The sequence below is a fragment of the Bacillus sp. 05T31 genome, from assembly GCF_056396725.1.
Genome location: NZ_JBFTMA010001077.1, coordinates 1 through 973 on the forward strand (window position 1 = coordinate 1; position 973 = coordinate 973).

Genomic DNA, 973 nt, shown 5'->3' on the forward strand with positions numbered 1-973 from the left:
TATACTATCTAAGTCATTATTTCTAGAAGAAAAAACAATCAATCTCACCGCTATCTTTAAGAATTTCTTACATCTACTGAGACAGTGAATAGTAATTGTTTATCTTCTTTACGTAAAATTGATAAGCGAACTGGTAACACCATATGGTTAACTACAAAAAATGGTTTCCAGACCAGGAAACCACTTTTAATTTTATTTACATAACAATAGTAAATTAAGCAGTAAGAAGGAGTGCACACATGAAAAAAATGTTAACCAAAGAATTAAGTAAAGAATTAAAGAAGCGGGAAGGGGTCATTTCTATTACAGTTGAGCCTTATGAAAAAATCGAAGTTGGTGGAATTCGTGTAGATGGACCAGCTGTTATTCTAATTAATCAAGAATAGCTAAAAATAGTTGAATGCACGAAGAAAAGGATCAGCCTTTAAGAGAAGGGAGGATCCTTTTTGTTTGCTGCAGCTAATATGGGATACACATAATTTTCATCTGATGTGTTGGGGTTAATAGGAAGGAGAGGGTCGGGATTATCATAGTGGAAAGCTTAACATTGGTAGGATTCCTTTTCATGTTATATACATTAGTTGCTAAAAAAACAAACTAATTATTTAAATGGACAGATTTTTCTTTTTAAGGTCGGAATTTATTTTATAGTGAAATGGATAATTTAGATGGATGCAAGGAAAGAACGCATAAAATACGAGAAAATGTCAAAGAAATATGACTGTATTTATTTAGTTTCGTTTAACTTATTAATTGTGCTTGTTTGTAGTAGTGTGATTATCATAGGAGCTACAGGAGGGAAATATGGAGTGTTTTTATTGTTAACAATTTTACTTAACGCACGTATTACTAAAGAATCTCAAAAAATGTATGAGCACTATTCTAATAAAGGGCGTATTTAAAATGATACATATCTTGAAAGGAACAGCCTGGATGTACATTCAAAATATCCCTATATCATCACCTATTAACT

2 protein-coding genes are annotated in these 973 nt (G+C 31.3%); both read left to right on the forward strand.

Annotated features, from left to right (window positions below; genetic code table 11):
• Window positions 1–239: 239 nt before the first annotated feature.
• Window positions 240–386, forward strand: a complete 147-nt coding sequence (locus AC1DJR_RS31445) for a BC1881 family protein (RefSeq protein WP_002011296.1) — start codon at window positions 240–242, stop codon at window positions 384–386.
• Window positions 387–668: 282 nt separating this feature from the next.
• On the forward strand, window positions 669–902 hold the full coding sequence (locus tag AC1DJR_RS31450; RefSeq protein WP_429687345.1) for a hypothetical protein: 234 nt from the start codon (window positions 669–671) through the stop codon (window positions 900–902).
• Window positions 903–973 lie beyond the last annotated feature (71 nt).